The organism is Streptomyces sp. NPDC001750, from assembly GCF_042892615.1.
GTDB lineage: Bacteria > Actinomycetota > Actinomycetes > Streptomycetales > Streptomycetaceae > Streptomyces.
The window spans coordinates 77,594-97,180 of the sequence record NZ_JBIAUE010000017.1 but is presented as its reverse complement, the minus strand read 5'-3'; the positions used below and the strand labels follow the sequence as shown (position 1 = coordinate 97,180).

Sequence of the window (19,587 nt, the reverse complement as noted above, 5' to 3'; positions counted from 1 at the left end):
CACGGGTAGCGAGGCGCACGGATACAGGAAAACTTACGACCTCGTTCACGATTGGCAGCGGCGTCGCGGTGTCTGGGACCTCCGCCTCCGGCGTTGTCGTCAGTTGCCGACGCTCCTTCCCCGAGCTCTCAGCTGCTTTCGAGCAGGGGAGACCCCATCCGACTCCCTCCTCCGCCTTGGATTCGAAGGCCCCAGACGCCGCTCCTTCCCCCACTGCCAATCGTGGACGAGGTCGTTAGGGTAGGCACACCTAAATTCCTCTAGGGTGTCCCTCATGGACCGCTGGGATCTGGTGGGGGTCGCCCTCGCCTCCGCGCTCGTTCTGGTCGCACTGTTCACCATGGTCGTCGTCGGGGCCCTCCTGGTGGCCCGTGACGCCCTGCTCGCGGACTATCCACCGGCGATCCGGGAGCGGTACGGCAGTCAGAGCGAGCGCGGAAGGCGCGTCGCCGCCGCGGCCGGGTTGCTGAACGCGCTGGTGTTCGTCGCGGTGCCCGTGGGCGGCGTGCTCGCGCTGCGCGACCGGGCGGACGGCCCGCTGGGCTTCTGGCCGCCCTTCGCCCTGGGTGCGTTCTGCTTCCTCGCCCTCGTGCTCTTCGACCTGCTGGTCCTGGACTGGTGGCTGTTCTGCCTGGTGCAGCCGCGCTTCATGGTGCTGCCCGGCACCGAAGGCATGCCCCAGTACCGCGACTTCGCCTTCCACGTACGCGTCCTCGCCCCCCGGCCGGTGCCATGGCCGCTGCTCGCGGTTCCCGGCTACGGGGCGGGCGTGGGGGCGGTCACCTGCCTCGTCGAGGCCGTGATGGGCTGAAGGGCCGTCATGAGCCGACGGAGGCGCTCGGTTTCGCGCGGCGTACGGCATACGTTGGGGCCGTCACCGGACCGACCACGACGGAGGTGCCCTTTCCCATGCGGATCGCCACGACGATCTTTCTCACCGATGAGACGATCACGCCGCTGAGGCTCGCCCGTGAGCTCGAACAGCGCGCCTTCTCCGGGCTCTACCTGCCCGAGCACACCCACATCCCGGTGAGCAGGGAGACCCCCGCCCCCATGGGCGGCGAACTCCCGTCCGAGTACGGCCGCACCCTGGACCCCTTCGTCGCCCTCGCCCAGGCCGCCGCCGTCACCGAACACCTCGACCTCGGCACCGGCATCACGCTCGTCGCCCAGCACGACCCGATCGACCTGGCGAAGCGGATCGCCACCCTCGACCACCTCTCCGGCGGCCGGTTCACGTTGGGCGTCGGCTACGGCTGGAACGTCGAGGAGGCCGCCGACCACGGAGTGGACTGGCCGGCCCGCCGCGCGCTCACCCATGACCGCCTGGCCCTGATGCACGCTCTGTGGGAGGACGAACCGACCGCATACGAGGGCGAGTTCGGCTCGGTCCGGGCCAGTCACGCGTACCCCAAGCCGGTGCAGCGTCCGCGCGGCCCCGTGAACGGCCCCCGCACCCTGTTCGGCGGCGCGGCGGGCCCGAAGCTGTTCGACCACATCGCTCGGCACGCCGACGGCTGGCTCCCGATCGGCGGAGGCGGCCTCACGGAGTCGCTGCCGAAGCTGCGCACCGCCTGGGAGGCGGCCGGCCGCGACCCGAAGCAGCTCCATGTGGTCCCGTACGCGGTGGTCCCGAACCGGGGGAAGCTGGCGCACTACGCGGACCTCGGCATCGAGGAGGTCGTGCTGCAACTTCCGCCCGCGGGGGAGGCGGAGGTGCTCCGGGCGCTGGACGCGTACGCGGAGTTCCTGTGACCGCGCCCGTACTCGTATCCGTATCCGCGCCCGTACGCGTGTCCATGCGCATGTCCGTTTGACGGCCCGGGTCCGTCCCTGTTCGGGCCGCTTCTCGTGGTGATCCGCTTCCCGGCCCCGGTCGCAGCCACCGTCCCCTGTCGGGCGGCGGCGACCGGGGCCGGTCCGCGTCACAGCACGAGCAGGGCCCGTACGGGGACGGCGGTGCCCGCCAGGGGGCGCACCGCCATCCGCATCAACGCGAGGGCGTTGTCGTCCCCCGCGATGCGGTTGACGCTCAGCTCGCCGCAGGACAGGCACTCGTGGATGAGCGCCCACTCCCCGTCCGGGCGGACGGACAGGCTCAGCGCCGCCATCCTGCCGCGGCACTCCGACGCCCGGTCGCCCGGTATCCGACGGTCGACGTGCAGGCTGGTCAGGCAGTGCGGGCAGTGGTTGCGGTGGGCGGTGCCCGGTGCGCTCAGCGGCACGTCGAGTCGGCAGCCGACGCAGCGGAACGCGTCGCCCCGGGCGCCGTCCGGGCCGTGCAGGACGTCCTTGCGGCGCTGCGGCCGGTGATGGGCCGATCGACGCGGTCTACGTCGTGGCATGGCGGGACCTCCGTCCTCTCCTCGGTAGCGGCCGGGCGGTCACAGGTCGCCGAACGCTTCGAGCGGGAAGGGCGGTTGGGCCAGCGGGCGCACGGCCATCCGCATCAGGATGAGCTGGTTGTCGTCCCCGCAGACCGGGTTGGAGGTCAGCTCGTCGCAGCGGGTGCAGCGGTGGATGACCATCCAGTCGCCGGTGCGCAGTACCGCGATGGAGATCGGGGTCATGCGGCCCCCGCAGTCGGACGGTCCGCCCTCGACGTGGTCGAGGGAGTGCTGCGAGTGCAGGCAGCTGGGGCAGTGGTTGCGGCGGCTGCCGTCCGGGGCGAGCGTGGCGATGGTCAGCCCGCACCACAGGCAGGTGAAGGTGCCGGTTCTCAGGACGGCACCGGCGCCGTGACCGTGCGCGACGGGCGTGGACGAGGAGGAGTCGGAAGACGTGGAAGACGTGGAAGACGTGGACGAGCGGTGGCGGGGATGCTTGGTGGACACCCGGTGTTCTCCTTGCCGAAGAGGATGAGCAATGCAGCAGGGAAGGACCGAGTCGCCCTCGCGGGGCATGGAACCGGAGAACCACGACATCCGCACGGCAGGACGTGTCGGCGCACGGAAGAGAAGCGGAACCGTGCAGAGGCGAAACCGTGCAGAGGCGAAACCGTGCAGAGGCGAAGCCACGTATCCGGGATCGCGTGCCGACGTCACCGCGTGTCAGCGGGGCCTCGTGCCGAGGACCTCGCGTCAGCGGGACCGTGTGTCAGGCCGTGTGTCAGTGGGATGCCGCGAGGTGCCGCGGGAATGCGGGCACGCGCGGGTCCGGTCGCCCCGACGCACTGGGGGCGCGACGAGGGAGGCTCGGAACCACTGGCCGGGGCATACATCAACTACTTTCCGGGGCAAGCGCCCACAGGTCATCCACGGTCGACACCGTGGCCGGGTCCGAGCACGGTAACAACGCCTCCGGTTCCCGAGCCACCGGTTTTACGGTGTGCCCTGCCGGGTGCTTCACGGCGCCGGGCCCCGGCGCCCACCCCCGTCGGGTGCCCGCCCGGTCGGGCACCCGCCCCGCCGAGGCACTGGTCCGGGGCGCGGCTCTCGCTCGTATGCTCGGTCCATGACCGATCCCCAGAGCGGACGCCCGACCACCAACGCCATGCGGCGCGCCCTGAAACGTGCCCGTGACGGCGTCGCCCTCGACGTCGCCGAGGCCGCGGTGCTGCTCCAGGCTCGGGGCGACGACCTGACGGATCTGGCCGCGTCGGCGGCCCGGGTGCGCGACGCCGGTCTCGAAGCCGCCGGACGGCCCGGGGTCATCACGTACTCGCGCAAGGTCTTCATCCCGCTGACCCGGCTCTGCCGCGACAGGTGCCACTACTGCACGTTCGTCACCGTCCCCGGCAAGCTCCGGCGTGCCGGCCACGGGATGTTCCTGTCGCCCGACGAGGTGCTGGCCATCGCCCGTGAGGGCGCGGCCCTGGGCTGCAAGGAAGCGCTGTTCACGCTGGGCGACCGGCCCGAGGACCGCTGGCCCGAGGCCCGGGAGTGGCTGGAGGCCGAGGGATACGACGACACCCTCGCCTACGTACGTGCCATGGCGATCCGGGTCCTGGAGGAGACCGGCCTCCTGCCGCACCTCAACCCCGGCGTGCTGACCTGGACCGACCTCCAGCGTCTCAAGCCGGTCGCCCCCTCCATGGGCATGATGCTGGAGACGACCGCGACCCGCCTGTGGTCCGAACCGGGCGGCCCGCACCACGGCTCCCCGGACAAGGAACCCGCCGTACGCCTGCGCGTCCTGGAGGACGCGGGCCGCTCCAACGTCCCGTTCACCACCGGCGTCCTGATCGGCATCGGCGAGACGTACGAGGAACGCGCCGACGCCCTCTTCGAGCTCCGCCGGACCGCCCGCGCCTACCACGGCATCCAGGAAGTCATCCTCCAGAACTTCCGCGCCAAGCCGGACACGGCGATGCGCGGCATGCCCGACGCCGAGCTGGAGGAACTCGCCGCGGCCATCGCCGTCGCCCGGCACATCCTCGGCCCGTCCGCCCGCATCCAGGCCCCGCCCAATCTCGTCGACGCCGAGTACGCGCTGCTCATCGGCGCGGGCATCGACGACTGGGGCGGCGTCTCCCCGCTCACCCCCGACCACGTCAACCCCGAACGCCCCTGGCCGCACATCGACGAACTCGCGGCCAGGACTGCCGAGTCGGGCTTCACGCTGCGCGAACGTCTCACCATCTACCCGGAGTTCGTCCGGCGCGGCGAACCCTGGCTCGACCCGCGCCTGCTCCCGCACGTCCGCGCCCTCGCCGACCCGGAGACAGGGCTGGCGAAGGAGGGCGCGATCCCGTCCGGTCTGCCCTGGCAGGAACCCGACGAGGAGTTCGGCGCCTCCGGCCGCACCGACCTGCACCGCACCATCGACACCGAGGGCCGTACCGGCGACCGCCGCGAGGACTTCGACGAGGTGTACGGGGACTGGGGCGCGCTGCGCGAGGCCGCCGCCCCCGGCATGGTCCCGTCCCGCATCGACACCGACGTGCGCGAGGCGCTGAGCCAGGCCGCCGCCGACCCGACGAGGCTCACCGACGACCAGGCGCTCGCCCTGTTCCACGCCGACGGCCCGGCCCTCGACGAACTGTGCCGGATCGCGGACACCCTGCGCCGGGACGTCGTCGGCGACGACGTCACGTACATCGTCACCAGGAACATCAACTTCACCAACGTCTGCTACACCGGCTGCCGTTTCTGCGCCTTCGCGCAGCGGCGCACCGACGCCGACGCGTACACCCTCTCCCTGGACCAGGTCGCGGACCGGGCCGCGCAGGCGTGGGACGTCGGCGCCGTCGAGGTCTGCATGCAGGGCGGCATCCATCCCGACCTGCCCGGCACCGCGTACTTCGACATCGCCCGCGCGGTGCGGGAACGCGTCCCCGGCATGCACGTGCACGCCTTCTCCCCGATGGAGGTCGTCAACGGGGCCACCCGCACCGGCATGTCCATCCGCGACTGGCTGATCGCCGCGAAGGAGGCCGGGCTCGGATCGATCCCCGGCACCGCGGCCGAGATCCTGGACGACGAGGTCCGTTGGGTCCTCACCAAGGGCAAGCTGCCCACCGCCACCTGGCTGGAGGTCATCCGTACCGCCCACGAGGTGGGCCTGCGCTCCTCCTCCACCATGATGTACGGGCACGTCGACCAGCCCCGGCACTGGCTCGGCCACCTGCGGACACTCGCCGAACTCCAGCAGGAGACCGGCGGGTTCACCGAATTCGTCACCCTCCCGTTCATCCACACCAACGCCCCGGTCTACCTGGCGGGCATCGCCCGCCCCGGCCCCACCGACCGCGACAACCGGGCCGTCACCGCCATGGCCCGGCTGCTGCTCCACCCGCACATCACCAACATCCAGACCAGCTGGGTGAAGCTGGGCGCGGAGGGCGCGGCGGAGATGCTGCGCTCCGGCGCGAACGACCTGGGCGGCACGCTGATGGAGGAAACCATCTCCCGCATGGCCGGGTCGAGTTACGGCTCGTACCGGTCGATCCAGGACCTGGTCGCCATCGCCGAACTGGCCGGCCGCCCGGCGAAGCCGCGTACGACGCTCTACGGCGAGGTGCCCGAGGAACGGGTGGCGGCGGCCGCCGCGTCCGACGGCCACCTCCCGGAACTGCTGCCCGTGCTGCCGGACTGAGCCGTGTGCCTTCGGCCCGGCCCGGCCCGGAGGCCATCGGACGGGACGAGCCCCTGACAGGCCGATACGAGCGCCTGTCCGGCCGACACAAGCACCCCGTCGGCCCCATCGGCGCCGGAGGTCCCGTCAGCCCTTGAGGTCCCGGGGCCGGGCCCGGGACAGGGCCTGCCGCAGCCGACCGGCCCCGGGCAGCCCGCTCGGGCCCGAGCCGTCCGGGTCCCTGCCCTCGGTGGTACGGCGCCGACTCGGCGAGGAACGCGGCCTGCTCGCGGCCAGTGCCCTGGTGTTCGCAGGGGCGGTCGTCCGCATGCTGGGAAAATGCTCCCGGACTGGGCTTCCTCGCCGGCCTCCGCGCCGGTCACGACGGGCGGCCCGCACGACGGCGGTGACCCGATCCGTACCCGCGCACGTACCTCGACGCCCGGCGGCGCATCCCGCGAACGCGGCCCGGCCGACATGTCCGAGAGGCTTCCGGGCAGCCGTCCGGCCGGTCAAAAACGACCTGCGGGACGTCCGTCCACATACCCACGCGTACCCAGATCGGCGCCCTCTACCGGCCGTTCCTGTTCGATTACAGTGCTGCGCAGTCACAGGCGGGCTGCCCGACGGGGAGGGGCGCGGTGAGCACAGGGACCACGGCTGTCTGGGGCCGTGCCGAGCAGCAGGACTTCCGCAGCCGGGTGCGTGGCGCGTTGTTGGGCGGGGCCATCGGGGACGCGCTGGGAGCCGGGGTCCACGGGCTCGCACTCGAAGAGATCCGGGCCGCCCACGGCACCGACGGCGTCACCGACTTCGAGCCCGCGCACGGCGGGCGAGGTACCGTCACCGCCGTCACTCAGCTCAGCCTGTTCACCGTCGACGGGCTGATCCGCGCCCAGGTGCGGCGCGACACGGGTGCCTGGCACCCGCCCACCGATGTGCACCGGGCCCATCTGCGGTGGGCGGCCACCCAGCACGACTGGGGGCCCGACGAGCGGCGCGAGGACAACGGCTGGCTCGCCCAGCAGGAGTGGCTGTACGCGCGGCGCGCCCCCGCCCGTACCTGCCTCAACGGCCTGGGCGACACCACCATGGGCACGCTCGACAAGCCCAAGAACCCCACCGCACGGGATTCGGCGGCCCTCACCCGGTCGGCGCCGTTCGGCCTGCTCGTCGGCTGGGAGTCCCAGCTCGTCCTCCAGTTGGCCGTCGAATGCGCCGCCCAGACCCACGGCCACCCGGCCGCCCTGCTCTCCGCGGGCGGTCTCGCCGTCATCATGCACGGACTGGCCCGGGGCGAGACCCTGGACGGTTCCGTGCAGCAAGCCCTGGCGCTGCTCACGGAGCGCCAGGGGCACGAACCCGTCACCGAGGCGCTGAAGCGGGCCCTCGGCACGGTGCGCCAGGGCATACCGGGCCCTGCGCTGATCGAGTCGCTGGGCGTCACGGACACCGCGGAGGACGTGCTGGCCGTCGCCGTGTACTGCGCCCTGGTCAGCGAGGACATACGGCACGGCCTGAGGCTGGCCGTCAACCACGGCGGCCCTTCCGCGGCCACGGGCTCCCTGTGCGGGGCGCTGCTCGGCGCGCTGCACGGCGAGACCGCGCTGCCGCCCGCCTGGCTCGCGGAACTTGAGGGGCGGCCCACCGTTCTGGAGCTGGCCGACGACTTCGCGATGGAGATGACCCAGGGGCCGGCTCTGCACAGCCCCTCCGCTGTCGCGCGCGGTTGGCTGAACCGCTACCCGCGCCTCTGACCCTCCGGCGGCCGGTCGGCCATCCGCGCGTGAACCGTTGCCCGTACGTCCGACCCGCCGACCGCGCGTGCGACGTGCCGCGGATCCGGTGGCGGTCCGGCCACGGGCGTCGTCCGTCGGCTGCCCACCACCGGCTACCGCATCAGCTCGCCCGCGTTGACCAGAAGCGACTGCCCGGTGATCGCTCTCGCCCGGTCCGAGGCCAGGAACGCGGCGGCCTCGGCGACGTCGCCGTCCGTGGCGAGGTCCGGCAGGGCCATGCGCCCGGTGAGCCGGCCGAGCACCTCGTCCTCGGGCACGCCCTCGGAGTGCGCCGTGAACCGTACGTACGCCTGCACCGGAGGGCCCCACATCCAGCCGGGCAGGACCGTGTTCACCCGGATCCGGTACGGGCCGAACTCCTGGGCCATGGAGTACATCGCCGAGGTCAGCGCCCCCTTCGAGGCCGCGTACGCCGCCTGTCGCACCTGGGTCGGGGCGGCCACCGACGACTGCGTGCCGATGAGGACCACCGAGCCGCCCCGCTCCTTGAGCCCGGGCAGGCAGGCGCGGGTCATCCGCAGCGTGCCGAGCAGGTTGACGTCGACCACCGATCGCCAGGCGGCGAAGTCGGCGTCCTCGACCCCGCCGAAGTGGTCGTCGCGCGCCGCCACGTGGATCACCGCGTCGAGCCGCCCGAACCGCTCCAGCGCCAGCCCGGCGAGCGCCTCGCACTGGGCCTCGTCCGTGATGTCGGTGGCCCGGTGGGCGGTACGGCGGCCCTCCGGGTCGATCTCCGCGGCCGACCTGGCGAGGTTCGCGCCGGTGCGCGCCCCGAGGACCGCGTTGCCGCCGTCCCGTACCACCGTCGCCGCGATTTGGTGTCCGAGCCCGGCGCCCACTCCGGACACGACGACGGTCTTCCCCGTGAGCGGCATCGTCGGCCTCCCGACTCTGGCGGATTATCTGACGGAACGTCAGAGTAGATCGCCGTAGCGGAGTACGGAAGGGACACGGAAGGGACAAGGAGGTGGGGACGGCATGAGCGATGGCATGAGTGGTGGCGTGAGTGGTGGCTTGGGCGATGGCGTCGTTGACGGCGTGGGCGACGGGGTGCGCAGCGACATCTACGCCGAACTGGCCGCGTCGGGACCGTACGGAGTCCGCCCGGGCCATGCGCTGATCACCCTGGTCGAGCCGCACCCGGGCCACGAGTACGCGTACAACCGCTGGTACGAGGACGATCACTACTACGCGGGTGCCATGGCGATGCCCTGGATGTTCGCGGGCCGCCGCTGGGTGGCCACCCGCGAACTGCGGGAAATGCGGTACCCGGAGAAGTCCGCCGTGGCCGAACCGGTCGGCGCGGGCTGCTACTTGTCGACGTACTGGGTGACGGAAGGGCGCTACGACGATCACATGCGCTGGACCGTCACGATCAACAAGCGGCTGAACCGGGACGGCCGGGTCCACCACGACCGTACGCACGTCTTCACGTCGTTCCAGGACCACGAGGCCACGGTCTACCGCGACGGCCCCGCGGGCCCGCGGGACTTCCACGCGCTCGACCACCCCTATCAGGGCCTGGTCCTCCAGGTGGTCGACGCCGAAGAGGCGGGGCGGCGGGCGGAGTTGCTGGAATGGCTGCGCTCGCGGCACCTGCCGGAGCGGCTGGCGGGTTCACCGGCTGCGATGGTGACCGTCTTCCGCCCCACCCCGCTGCCCGGCGACCGCATGGCCTATGTGAAACAGGTCGAGGGTGTCGACACCCGGCTGACCCTGCTGTGGTTCCTCCAGGAGGACCCGCGCGATTGCTGGGACGGACGCTTCTCCGGACTTGACGCGGCTGTCGCGGAAACCGGGCTGGGACGGGTGGAGTTGGTGGCGCCGTTCATCCCGACCGTGCCCGGGACGGACGCGTACGTCGATCAGCTGCGCTGACGGGCGGCCCGGCCGTGCACCGAGTCGAGCGGCCGTTGGGGCGGCCGGGGGCCCGGTGCGACGGGAAGTGTTGGTGGCCGTCGGGTGGCCGGCGGTCTTGGCACGGCCATCGGGGCGAGGCCCCGGTGGAGCGGTGAGCCCTCTCGGCCAGGACGGCGAACCAGTCGAGAGGGCTGCCGGCAGCACCGGAACCGGTGCTGCGACGCGGGCTCCGAACGGTATCGATCAGGCGTCGACGGCGCCCTTGCCGATGTCACGTACGAAGGCGTTCCACGCGGCGGGGACGAAGTTGATCGAAGGGCCCTCGGGAGCCTTCGAATCGCGTACGGCGACGGCCTGTACCAAAGGCGACCTGACTTCGACGCATGCGCCGTTGCCCCCGGAATACGATGACTTCGTCCACTTGTCCGTAGCACCCTGACGAATGGCCATTTTCACTCCGCTTCAGTTTCAGAGAGTCGTGTGGTCGTGCGAAAGACACCAACAACGTTTTCGGTCAACGTTTTTCGTTGGCGTGATCGACGCTACTCGGCAAGCTCCTGGAGCGAAGGGGGCGTTCACTCGACCTAGTGGTATGTACCAGCCAGGTCTTCCCTCGTGGGGTGGCGACGGTGTACCTTGCCGTCGCCGCTCCGAGAAATAGGTTCATTTCCAGCATCACGGACTTTTGGTTCTCCCGTCAGAGGTCGGTGCGCTGGGCGTATTCCTTCGCGATCTCACCGATGAAAATCCGGCTTTGTTCCACATTCAGCGACTGCGCCCGCAGGTGTTCGTACATGACGCTGTATCGCTGTACGTCGTGGGCCTTCTCCAGATACAGATCGCTGGTGACGCCCTCGATGTAGACGACGCTGGAATCCGCGGCGTCCGGGAATTCCAGAACGGCGTACTGCCCGTTGATACCGGGGTGGGCGCCCATGTCGAACGGCAGCACCTGCACGGTGACATGCGGCAGGTGCGACAGCTCGACCAGCTGTTCCAACTGCTCGATCATCACCTGCTTGCCGCCGACCATGCGGCGCAGCGCCGACTCGTCGATGACCGCCCACAGTCGCAGGGGCTGCTCGGGCGTGGTGATCCGGTCCTGGCGGCGGGCCCGGACGGTGACGCGCTTCTCGATGTCGTTCGGCGGGGCCTCGGGCAACGCGCCGTTGATCAGCGCCTCGGCGTAGCCCCGGGTCTGCAACAGGCCCGGAACCACCTGCGGTTCGTACACGCGAAGGGACTCGGCGTCGGTCTCCAGACCGATGTAGACGCTGTACGGGATGTCGCCGAAGGCGTGCCACCAGCCCTGCTGGCGCGAGTCCTTGGCCATCTGCATGAGCGATTCGACGATCCGGTGGTCCTCGACCTCGTACACTCCGCAGAGGTCGCGGACATCGCGCTGGCTGATGGAGCGGCGGCCGTTCTCCAGACGGCTGATCTTCGACTGGGAGACCAGCAGCCGTTCGGCCACCTCCTCGGCCGTCATGCCTTTGAGTTCGCGCAGTCGGCGCAATTCCTGGCCCAACCGGCGTCGCCTGACGGTGGGATTGACGTGGGACGGCACGGAAACAGCACCTCCGGCTATGTAGCTGTATGTAGTAGCTGTGCGTATCTACTGCTGAGCAGATTGCCACCCCCGGCAGGGGGTGCGCTGAGAAATGGACACAGACGAGTGCGCGGGGCAGCCGTGGTTGACGGCTGCCCCGCGCTCGGTGCGGCTCCCGGACCGGCTCCTGGTGATGACGGTACGGCGGTGTTCGGTTGGGGTGGTCCCGCGGTGCTGATGGTGCTGATGGGGGTGATGCTGTTCGTCTTGCTTGTGGCGTTGATGGTGCTGGTGGTTCTGGGGTTCGACGTGTTGCCGCGGTACGGCGCTTTGACGTCGTGAGGTGCTGCGGTGGAGCGACATCATGCGATGTGGCGTGATGTGGTGCTTGTGTGCGGCGGTGGTGCGGTGCGTGGGCCGGTGCGGCCCTAGCGGGCCGCGGTGTGCGCCATGCGGCCGCGACGCGACTGCGCTTGCGGTTGCAACGGCATTCCGCCCGCCTGGGTGCGGCGCGGTTGCGCGACCGCTCCGTTCTGGACGTCCATCACGGCGTGCGCCACGAGTCCGCCCATCGGGTCGTGCCTGATCAGGTCCCGGAGCCGGGAGCGGGATGAACGCCCCTCGTTCCCGGGGTACAGATGCTTGCCGAGTCCGACCGCGTGGGCCAGTGCGGCGAGCGCCGCGGTCCGCGGGTCCGGCGGTACGCCAGTGCGGATCGCGCTGTCCAGCCTGGCCCTGATGTCCCGGCTGATTGCCGTGTCCGTCGCCTGGTAGCGAGTCGTCGGCAGCACTCCGCACATCTGGCCCGCCACGGCATGCACCATGCCGCACCGCTCCAGATGCGCGAGGTAGATCTGACGGAGCCCCAGCCGGGGTCCGCCGATCCAGTGGACCGCCCGGACCGGGCTGCCGCGTCGGCGCAGCAGTTCCAGTGCGGAGTCCAGAGTCGGATCTCCTGTCGGCCGCGGCATCACCACGGCGATACGATCCCCGTCAGGGGCTATCCGTCCTGCCAGAGCCAGCTCCACTAGCTGAGCTCCGGCGAGGCCGAGGTCGAGCGACTGCGGCTGCGCTGTGGTACCCGTGGCCGGGTCCAGAGCGAGCAACAGAAGCTCCTCCGGAATTGTTCTGCGGCTCCTGCCCATCCATGCCTCCCCGCGTGGATGAATGACAGGGTGACCCCTCTCACATTGGTCTGTCGAGAGTGCCTGGGTGCTTTGTATGGGAACCAGTAGGTATGTCGTTCTCGTCTAGCAGCCGAGGCCGGTGGTTCACACAGGACACTGGTAGATGGTTCGGACAGCGCGGGAATCCACCCCGCGGCGCATGGAGGAGGCATCGGTGGCGGGCGAGTCCCCCGACAGGTCGAAGCAGCAGAAGTCGTCGGGCACGGCTCGGAGCGAGAGTGATCCGCGGCTCGCCGTCTTCCGCGAAGAGTCCGCCGGGGGCGAGGGAGGCGGCGCCACGGACACCGCGACGGCCCTCCTCCGTACCGGTCCGTCCGGCGACGGTGACAGCGGGGACGAGGGCGCGGACGCCCAGCGCACCGGGAACGGCAAGGCGGACACGGCGACGGCCGTCTTCCGTACGCCGTCGTCGGTACGCACCGAGGGCTCTGGCGGCTCCGACGGCGGCACCGACGGCTCCGATGGCCCGGACGGCTCCGGTGCGGCGGGGCGCGCTGCCGAGGACCGGGAGGACGCGAAGAGCCAGGCGACTCCGGAGGGTTCGGAGAGGCCGGAGAATCCGGCGGGGGCGTCCGACGTCGAGGCCGAGGGTTCGAAGGGCTCCGGCGGTGCCGGCGACGCGGACGCCGTGAAGCCCGAGCCGGGTGACGCGCGGCTGCGTGAGGCGGTCGCGGCTTGGGTGGCCAAGGACGACGGCCCGAAGAGCGGCGACGACGCCGCGGAGCCCGCGGCGGCCGAGGACGCGGGAGCGGACCGCACGGACGGCGAGGAGGCCGACTCCGAGGCTGCCGGGGCTTCAGGGAAGGAAGCGGGGTCCGTCGCGGCCGTCGGCACGGACGCGGACGCCGAGGGCGACATGGACGACGTGGACGACGCCGAAGGGGCAGGTGCGGGGTCGACGACCGAGCTCGGGTCCAGGCCCGGGGCCAAGTCCGAGGCCGGGACTGGACCCGAGGCCGGGAAGCCCGACTCCCGGCCCGCGTCGGGTAAGGAGGCGGACGAGGCCGACTCCGAGGCTGCCGGCGAGGCCGAAGAGGAGGGCAACGGCTCCAGGAACTCCGGGGACTTCGAGGCCGCCACCGACAAGGACCCCAAGGCCGACGCCGACGAAGCACCCCGGGGCGACACGGAGACCAAGGGCGACAAGGACGCCGAGAACGCCAAGGCGGCCGCCGAGGAGGCCAAGGGCGACGAGCGCGGGGTCGACCAACCGACCGCCGTCTTCAGGACGTCCGCCGCCGGGGTCGACCAGCCGACGACCGCGCTGAAGGTCACCCCGCCCCCGTCGAGGACGAAGCCGGGCTCGGAGCCGAAGCCCGAGTCCGACGCCGAGCGGACGAGCAAGTTCGTACCCCTGCGGCAGGACGACATACGACCGGCGAAGGAACCGGCGGCCGCCTCCGTGGCGACGCCCGGCGCACGCCCCGCCGCGCCCTCGTTCGTCACCGCCGAGCGGACGACGCAGCAGCCGATGCCGCCCAAGCCGCCGCTCGACCTGCTGGCCGAGCTGACGAACACGCCCCCGCCGCCGGACACGCCGGTCCGCGTAGCCGTCCGCAGGGTCAAGATCTGGACGCCGCTGGTCCTGCTCCTGCTGATCGTCTTTGCGATCGTGCAGATGGTGCGCCCGCTCCCGGACGTCGAGCTCCGGATGTCGGCGAAGCCGACATACACCTTCAAGGGCAGTAAGCCGTCCCTGCCGTGGCCCGACGAGGGCCAGGGCTACATGGCGGCCACCGGGCTGGGCGAGGTGGATTCGTTCGGCGAGCAGAAGGCCGTGCCGATCGGCAGCGTGGCCAAGGCGATGACGGCATACATCGTGCTCAAGGACCACCCGCTGAAGAAGGGCGAAAAGGGCCCTTCCATCGAGATCGACGCCAAGGCGGAGGCCGACGGAAAGCTCGACGCGGAAGGGGAGTCGACGCTCAACACGGTGAAGGCCGGTGACAAGCTCACGGAGCAGGACGCGCTTGCCGCGATCATGATTCCCTCCGCGAACAACATCGCGAGGCTGCTGGCGCGCTGGGACGCGGGCTCCGAGGAGGCGTTCGTCAAGAAGATGAACGACACCGCCAAGTCGCTCGGCATGAAGAACACCACCTACACCGACCCGTCCGGCCTCAACGCGACCACGGTCAGCTCGGCCGAGGACCAGGTGAAGCTGGGGCAGAAGCTGGTGGAGATCCCGGCGCTGATGGCCATCACCAAGCTGCCGTCGTGGACCGACCCGTCGGGCAAGAACTGGCGGAACTACAACACCCTCGTCCCGTACGACGGCGCGCTCGGCATCAAGACCGGCTCCACCACCAAGGCCGGAGGCAACCTGCTCTTCGCCGCGCACAAGATGGTCGGCGACACCGATCAGCTGATCGTCGGGGCCGTGCTGGGGCAGCACAAGCCCCCGATCATCGACACCGTCAACGCGGTGAGCAAGGAAGCCATGCTGGCCACCCAGGACCTGCTGGAGAACGCCAAGATCGTGAAGAAGGGTGACGTCGTCGGAACTGTCTCCGACGGACTCGGCGGCAGTACCCCGGTGGTCGCGACCAAGGACGTGTCGGCGGTCGGCTGGCCGGGCCTCACGGTCAAGATCGAACTGACCGACGACGGAACGGCGATCCCGCACTCGGCGTCGGCAGGCACCCGCGTCGGCACCCTCACCGTGGGTGAGGGCACCAGCCAGGTGAAGGTGCCTGTGGCACTGCAGAACGATCTGGTGGAGCCGACGTTCGGCCAGAAGCTGACCCGGCTCGGCTGACCCGGCTCGGCTGACCCGGATCAGTTGAGCCCGCTCGGCTGACGCGGCGCGGCCGACCCGCCCCGGTTCCGTCGGCGTCGTCGGGCCGGTCCCGGTCCGCGACCCGTCCGCCCGGCCGGTCCCGTTCCGCCCGGGCGGGTCCCGGTCGGCGTAACAGCGCAGGACCGTGCCCGTGCCCCCGCAACGCGACGGCGTTGCGGGGGCACGGCGTATGGCCGAGGGACAGAGCCCTTGTTTGCCGGAAACCGTCCGGACGGTGCGAAATCCCTCGTGTTAGCGTCCCCGGAGCAACGTGGGGACAGAAGGACGCGTCTTCCGGCAATGACGCCCGTACAGCAGATCGTCGGTTCCGGCGCGTAGGGGCGAGGACGGGAGAGAGCCGCAGTGACCACTGCTGAGCCCACGTGGGCGAAGCGTCCTACAGCCGGTGCGGACTCGGTCGAGGGTTCCGCGCGGGCCGGCGTACCGGGGGAGAGGGGCCGGGCGGGCCGTTTCGGGGAGCGGTGCCGCCGTCATCCGGTCCTGCTGACGACTCTGGTCGCGGGCGCCGCGCATGTGCTCTGGTTCTTCCTCTTCGCGAACAGCGGCGGCGACCTCGCGGCGCAGGACGCCTGGGCCGAGTTCGTCGGCCGGCATCCCGGTACGGCGTACAACCTCGCCTGGTACGGAGGCATGCACCCCGTTTCGTACAGCGTGGTCTCGCCGTACGTGATGTCGGTGCTCGGTGTGCGCACCACGATGATGGTCGCCGGGACGGTGTCGGCCGGGCTGACCGCGCTGGTCCTGGTCCGGGTCCGGGCCGTCCGCAACCCGTTGGCCTGCTCCTTCGCCGGAGTGTTCGCGTACGTGTGCAACGCGGTGTCGGGGCGGGTGACCTTCGGGCTCGGCATGATGTTCGCGGTCGGCGCGGTCGCCGCGGTGTTCTGCTGGCCGCACCGGTGGCGGCACAGGCGTTGGGCGAAGGCCGCCGTCGCCGTCCCGCTCGCCGGGCTCGCGACTGCCAGCAGCCCCGTGGCCGGGCTCTTCCTCGGGATGGTCGCCGCTGCGCTCTTCCTGAACAAACGACGCCCCGGAGCGTACGCCCTGGGGCTGGCACCGGTCGCGGTCGTGGCCGTGTCGGCGCTGCTGTTCCCGTTCTCCGGCACGCAGCCCATGTCGCTGGCGACGCTGTCGCTCCCCTTCCTCTTCGCGGTGCTCGTCTTCGTCCTCGTGCCGCGCGACTGGAAGACGGTCCGCACCGTGGCCGCCGTGTACGGCGTGGGGACGCTGCTGACCTATGTGATCGACTCGCAGATCGGGTCGAACATCACCCGCATGGCGATGCTGTTCGCCGGTGTGGCGCTGCTCGCCGCGCTGCCGTACACCGAGCCGCGCTCCCGGCGCTGGTACGCGCTGGTGCTCGCATTCGTCGGCATGAACTTCTGGATCGGGTCCAAGAGCGTCGACGATGTCGTACGGACCGCCCCGGCCGCCTCCTGGACGCGCGAGCTCGCCCCGCTGGTCCATCAGCTCCAGGAGGTCGGGGCGGAGCGCGGGAGGGTCGAGGTCGTGCCCGCGAGCAGCCACCGGGAGGCGTCCGCGCTCGCGCCGTACGTGAACCTGGCCCGGGGCTGGAACCGGCAGGCGGACATGGAGCGCAACCCGCTCTTCTACGACGACACCCTGAACAGCGCCAATTACCGGCAGTGGCTCGACCGCTGGGCCGTGCACTACGTGGTGCTGCCCGAGGGGACGCCGGATTCCAGCGGTGCGGTGCAGGAAGCGGAACTGGTCGACGCGGGGCTGCCGTACCTGAAGCGGGTCTGGTCGGATGCCAACTGGCGGCTCTTCGAGGTCGACGACCCGGTTCCGCTGGCCGATCCGCCGGCCACGGTCGAGCGGGCCGCCGCAGGGGAGCTGACCATCCGTGTGAAGACGCCCGGTCGGATACTGATCCGTGTTCCGTACTCGCGCTGGCTGGCCCTCGTCGACGACACGGGCAAGAGCGTCGAGCGACCCCAGGAGACCGAGGAGTCCAAGGGACGCGCGGACGAGAACGGCCGTCGGGCCTTCGTCAACGTCAACGGCTGCCTGTCCAAGGTCGAGGAGGACGCGGACGGCGACGAGTGGACGGAACTGCTCGCGCCGAGACCGGGCGTGTACCGGTTGGCCGCGCCCTACCAGCTGCTGCCCGGTACACCGTGCCCGGACGAGCTGCGCTGAGCCGGATGCCGGCGCGGCGGCTTTTCGTTCGTGGCCGCGCCCGGTACGTCGATGTCTCGCGCTGCCGGAGGGCACAGCGGGGACGGTTCGGCCATCGCCGAACCGTCCCCGGCCTAGCGTCGGGGCATGACACCCAGCCCTGACCCGTCCGCCTCGCCCGTCTCATCCGTTCCGTCCGTCCCGCCTGCCCTGTCCGTCTCGTCCGCGCTGCCCGCCTCGTCCGTCCCGTCCGTTCGCTCAGTCGACGCCATTGATGCCTTTGAGGCCTTCGCCGCACTGCATCGTGCGGCCGGATCGCCGCTCCTGATCCCCAACGCCTGGGACCACGCCTCGGCGTCCGCCCTTGCCGCGCAGGGCTTCCCGGCCATCGGGACGACCAGTCTCGGAGTGGCGGCCTCGGCGGGCGTGCCGGACGGTACCGGGGCGACCCGGGCGGAGACGCTGCTACTGGCCCGGCGGCTCGGGCGGGAGCCGTATCTGCTGTCCGTGGACGCGGAGGGCGGGTTCGGCGACGATCCCGGCGAGGTCGCCGAACTGGCCCGCGAGCTGGCGGATGCCGGGGTGGTCGGCATCAACCTGGAGGACGGCCGTCCCGACGGCACACTCGCTCCGGCGGGGGTGCATACGGCGAAGATCGCGGCGGTGAAGTCCGCCGTGCCGGAGCTCTTCGTCAACGCCCGTACGGACACGTACTGGTTGGGTGTCGACCGGGCAGCGGAGGAGACGGAGCTCAGGCTCCACGCGTACGAACAGGCGGGCGCGGACGGTGTGTTCGTGCCGGGGCTGGCCGACGCCGTGGCGATCGCCGCTCTGGTGAAGCGGCTCGAAGTGCCGCTCAACATCCTCTACAGCCCTTCCGGGCCGACCGTTTCCCAGCTCGGTGATCTGGGCGTACGCCGGGTGAGCCTCGGGTCGCTGCTGTTCCGGACGGCGCTCGGCGCGGCGGTGCGCGCGGCGACGGACATCCGCGCGGGCCGGTCCGCGGCGGACACCACCGTGGGCGGATCAGCCGCGGACATTCCCGTGGGCAGATCCGTGGCGGACGGTGGCGTGCCTACGTATGCGTGGGTACGGGCCCTGAGCGGTCGAGCGGCCTCCGGGGGTCCGGCCGCTGTTCCGTCTGCCCCGTGTGCGCCGACCGTTCAATCCGGCCCGTCCGCTCCGTCTGCCCCGGCCGCTGCTCCGCCTGCGTCGGCTGCCCTGTCCGATCCGTCTGTCACAGACGCTCCAGGAAGCGGCGCTGACCGGTGAGGACTCCATCGGCGAACAGTGCTCGGGGCGCGAACAGCGCGGTCAGGGTGAGAGCGGTCTCGGAGCGCTCAATGTCGTGCCTCACCAGTGAGTGCGTGGCGTCCGGGAATTTCCGCACCTCAAGGGTTCCGGGCGGGAGGATCGCGCGGTAGGTCCGCTCCGTCTCGGCGATGTCCACGTTGGTGTCGTGACCGCCCAGAACCAGCAGGACGGGCGTACCGCGCATCGCCCGCAGGTCCGCGCTGGCGTCGGAGGTGTAGTTCTTGGCGATGAACTGCCAACGGTCTGCTGTCATTCCCTCGTCGCTCCCGGAGGCTTCACGGTTCCGGGAGCCTTCGGCGTTCCTCATCGCGTCGCGGTACTCCTCGACGGAAGCGCCGCTGCGCAGCAGCCGCAGCGTCGTCTCCCGGCGGTGCAGCGCGGCGGCCCGCTCCTCGTCGGAGGCGCCGTCGCGGCGTAGTTCCGCGAGGAGGTTGTACCGCCCCTGCCGCTGCCAGTCGATGGCGGGAGCGACCGCGATGACGAACCGCAGCCCGGCATCGCGCGCGGCCACCTTCGGCATCACCCAGCCCGCCTGACTGGCTCCCCACAGGCCGATGCGGCGGCCGTCGATGTCCGGTCGAGCGCGGGCCCACGCCACGGCGGCCAGGGTCCCTGCTGACCAGTTCCAGGCACGTACGACGGAACGCCGTGTCCTGGTCCGTACCGTCCGGTGCGAACAGCGAACAGCGAACAGCGAACAGCGAACGGTACGGCAGGCGTTCCGGGATGCGCGCCACCTCGGCCGCCAACGTGGCCGTACACGCAACAGCAGTTCACCCGCCGCCCGCTCCTCGAAGACCGGCAGGCTACGGACGATACGGACGTAGTACTCGACGCACTCGGCCAGGAGCACCTCGTACAGACGGCTCTCCACCTCGTCGAGGCCGACCGGCGCGTACACGGACTCCGTGATGCGGCGGCTCT

The 19,587-nt window shown here is 71.0% G+C and carries 16 protein-coding genes; 8 read left to right on the top strand and 8 right to left on the bottom strand.

The window, feature by feature from the left end; translation table 11 throughout:
- Positions 1–274 precede the first annotated feature (274 nt).
- Complete coding sequence (locus ACFYY6_RS24765; protein ID WP_389195199.1) at positions 275–811, top strand: hypothetical protein; 537 nt, start codon at positions 275–277, stop codon at positions 809–811.
- A gap of 98 nt (positions 812–909) precedes the next feature.
- The gene (locus ACFYY6_RS24760) at positions 910–1,755 is read left to right on the top strand and encodes a TIGR03619 family F420-dependent LLM class oxidoreductase (RefSeq protein WP_351526053.1); all 846 of its coding nucleotides are present in this window, start codon (positions 910–912) and stop codon (positions 1,753–1,755) included.
- Between the two features lie 170 nt (positions 1,756–1,925).
- Here ACFYY6_RS24760 and ACFYY6_RS24755 read toward each other — a convergent pair whose 3' ends face one another.
- Positions 1,926–2,345: an RNHCP domain-containing protein gene (locus tag ACFYY6_RS24755; protein ID WP_351526055.1), complete on the bottom strand. Its 420-nt coding sequence runs from the start codon at positions 2,343–2,345 to the stop codon at positions 1,926–1,928.
- A 39-nt stretch (positions 2,346–2,384) separates the two neighbouring features.
- Positions 2,385–2,723, bottom strand: coding sequence for an RNHCP domain-containing protein (locus ACFYY6_RS24750; RefSeq protein WP_351526057.1), 339 nt, complete (start codon positions 2,721–2,723; stop codon positions 2,385–2,387).
- Positions 2,724–3,453: 730 nt separating this feature from the next.
- Here ACFYY6_RS24750 and ACFYY6_RS24745 point away from each other — a divergent pair.
- Complete coding sequence (locus ACFYY6_RS24745; RefSeq protein WP_389195196.1) at positions 3,454–6,036, top strand: bifunctional FO biosynthesis protein CofGH; 2,583 nt, start codon at positions 3,454–3,456, stop codon at positions 6,034–6,036.
- A gap of 126 nt (positions 6,037–6,162) precedes the next feature.
- Here ACFYY6_RS24745 and ACFYY6_RS24740 read toward each other — a convergent pair whose 3' ends face one another.
- Positions 6,163–6,345 (bottom strand): hypothetical protein, encoded by a 183-nt coding sequence (locus tag ACFYY6_RS24740; protein ID WP_389195193.1) that lies wholly within the window; start codon positions 6,343–6,345, stop codon positions 6,163–6,165.
- Between the two features lie 311 nt (positions 6,346–6,656).
- Here ACFYY6_RS24740 and ACFYY6_RS24735 point away from each other — a divergent pair, with 311 nt between their 5' ends.
- The gene (locus ACFYY6_RS24735; protein ID WP_351522385.1) at positions 6,657–7,772 is read left to right on the top strand and encodes an ADP-ribosylglycohydrolase family protein; all 1,116 of its coding nucleotides are present in this window, start codon (positions 6,657–6,659) and stop codon (positions 7,770–7,772) included.
- Between the two features lie 134 nt (positions 7,773–7,906).
- On the opposite strand, the gene ACFYY6_RS24730 is transcribed toward ACFYY6_RS24735, so the two are convergent.
- Entirely contained in the window at positions 7,907–8,689 is a 783-nt protein-coding gene (locus ACFYY6_RS24730; RefSeq protein ID WP_351630715.1) for an SDR family oxidoreductase, read from the bottom strand.
- 115 nt (positions 8,690–8,804) lie between these two features.
- Here ACFYY6_RS24730 and ACFYY6_RS24725 point away from each other — a divergent pair, with 115 nt between their 5' ends.
- Entirely contained in the window at positions 8,805–9,692 is an 888-nt protein-coding gene (locus ACFYY6_RS24725; protein ID WP_388652285.1) for a hypothetical protein, read from the top strand.
- Between the two features lie 225 nt (positions 9,693–9,917).
- Here ACFYY6_RS24725 and ACFYY6_RS24720 read toward each other — a convergent pair whose 3' ends face one another.
- From ACFYY6_RS24720 to ACFYY6_RS24710, 3 genes are all read right to left on the bottom strand, one after another.
- The gene (locus ACFYY6_RS24720) at positions 9,918–10,124 is read right to left on the bottom strand and encodes a DUF397 domain-containing protein (RefSeq protein ID WP_351522381.1); all 207 of its coding nucleotides are present in this window, start codon (positions 10,122–10,124) and stop codon (positions 9,918–9,920) included.
- Positions 10,125–10,371: 247 nt separating this feature from the next.
- Positions 10,372–11,241 (bottom strand): helix-turn-helix transcriptional regulator, encoded by an 870-nt coding sequence (locus tag ACFYY6_RS24715; protein WP_351522379.1) that lies wholly within the window; start codon positions 11,239–11,241, stop codon positions 10,372–10,374.
- Positions 11,242–11,651: 410 nt separating this feature from the next.
- Positions 11,652–12,368 (bottom strand): GPP34 family phosphoprotein, encoded by a 717-nt coding sequence (locus ACFYY6_RS24710; protein ID WP_073787079.1) that lies wholly within the window; start codon positions 12,366–12,368, stop codon positions 11,652–11,654.
- Positions 12,369–12,513: 145 nt separating this feature from the next.
- Between ACFYY6_RS24710 and ACFYY6_RS24705 the strand changes: the two genes are divergently transcribed.
- From ACFYY6_RS24705 to ACFYY6_RS24695, 3 genes are all read left to right on the top strand, one after another.
- A complete protein-coding gene (locus tag ACFYY6_RS24705; protein ID WP_389195190.1) occupies positions 12,514–15,168 on the top strand; it encodes a hypothetical protein in 2,655 nt (884 codons plus the stop codon).
- 384 nt (positions 15,169–15,552) lie between these two features.
- The gene (locus ACFYY6_RS24700) at positions 15,553–17,370 is read left to right on the top strand and encodes an MFS transporter (protein ID WP_389195187.1); all 1,818 of its coding nucleotides are present in this window, start codon (positions 15,553–15,555) and stop codon (positions 17,368–17,370) included.
- 126 nt (positions 17,371–17,496) lie between these two features.
- Positions 17,497–18,621 carry an isocitrate lyase/phosphoenolpyruvate mutase family protein gene (locus ACFYY6_RS24695; RefSeq protein ID WP_389195184.1) on the top strand — a complete coding sequence of 375 codons (1,125 nt, stop codon included), beginning with the start codon at positions 17,497–17,499 and terminating at the stop codon, positions 18,619–18,621.
- Here ACFYY6_RS24695 and ACFYY6_RS24690 read toward each other — a convergent pair.
- Positions 18,587–19,564 (bottom strand): alpha/beta hydrolase family protein, encoded by a 978-nt coding sequence (locus tag ACFYY6_RS24690; RefSeq protein ID WP_389195181.1) that lies wholly within the window; start codon positions 19,562–19,564, stop codon positions 18,587–18,589. The genes ACFYY6_RS24695 and ACFYY6_RS24690 overlap by 35 nt on opposite strands.
- Between the last annotated feature and the right edge of the window lie 23 nt (positions 19,565–19,587).